The organism is Shigella sp. FC1661, from assembly GCF_001712525.1.
In the GTDB taxonomy this organism is placed as follows: Bacteria; Pseudomonadota; Gammaproteobacteria; order Enterobacterales; family Enterobacteriaceae; genus Escherichia; species Escherichia coli.
Genome location: NZ_MDGW01000372.1, coordinates 1 through 1,070 on the forward strand (window position 1 = coordinate 1; position 1,070 = coordinate 1,070).

The window sequence follows — 1,070 nt, forward strand, 5'->3', positions numbered from 1 at the left end:
TTTACGCGTATGACAGGCTCCGGAAGACGGTTGTTGCGCACGTATTCGGTGAACGCACTATGGCGACGCTGGGGCGTCTTATGAGCTTGCTGTCACCCTTTGACGTGGTGATATGGATGACGGATGGCTGGCCACTGTATGAATCCCGCCTGAAGGGAAAGCTGCACGTAATCAGCAAGCGATATACGCAGCGAATTGAGCGGCATAACCTGAATCTGAGGCAGCACCTGGCACGGCTGGGACGGAAGTCGCTGTCGTTCTCAAAATCGGTGGAGCTGCATGACAAAGTCATCGGGCATTATCTGAACATAAAACACTATCAATAAGTTGGAGTCATTACCAGGTCTTTTGTTGTTATAGCCATTAGATCCTTATTTGAATTAAGGTTCGTTGGTGCTGTTAGCACTGTATCCATTTTTAACTTACCATTAGTTCCTCGCCCCCACCACGTCCATAGCGTGTCAGGTCCTATTACATTTGTATGTAACTCTTTAGCTAATTGGCTAGCAAATGAATTTTGTCCTTTACTTGTATTACAAGAAAATAACCAAACTGTCATCCCATCTTTATAATTCCCATCAAATTTAATTAGATATGCTAGATCTTTAGCTGTCATGATACTGCGCGTTGCGGATTCAATAGATGTGGGGGTACCATGCCCCCCGATTGTGAAAACGCCTGGGATATTAATCTCATCAGCTACAGAATGGATAAGATCACTTTCGGGGTATAAATTTATATCAACCAAACCTTGCGGATCTACATTTATGACCGGATTCAACGGATACTGATAAAAATTCCATCCCCCCTTCAGCCCAATCGGATCCTGAGTGATATACCGCCCCTGCAGCGGGTCATAATAGCGGTGGCGGTTGTAATACAGGCCGGACTCCTCATCATACTGCTGACCCGGCAGGCGAATGAGCTGCTGCAGATGATGCGGGTTCTCATCACTCAGCAGGTTGCCCCATTCATCATATTCTGCGCACCACGCTGTTGCCCCTTCCGTGCTGATGAGCGCCAGCGGCAGGCCGCGATGGTCGCAGTGGTACAGGTGGATTTTTCGCGCC

1 protein-coding gene and 1 pseudogene are annotated in these 1,070 nt (G+C 47.9%); one reads left to right on the forward strand and one right to left on the reverse strand.

The annotated features are described in order from the left end of the window. Positions 1-326 (forward strand): annotated as a pseudogene (locus BFF42_RS18355) (IS1-like element IS1B family transposase); the annotation flags it as partial. On the opposite strand, the gene BFF42_RS18360 reads toward BFF42_RS18355, so the two are convergent. Next, positions 320-1,070: RHS repeat-associated core domain-containing protein (locus tag BFF42_RS18360; RefSeq protein WP_146753291.1), on the reverse strand; the 751-nt coding region annotated here is incomplete at its 5' end. The pseudogene BFF42_RS18355 and the gene BFF42_RS18360 sit on opposite strands and share 7 nt — an antisense overlap.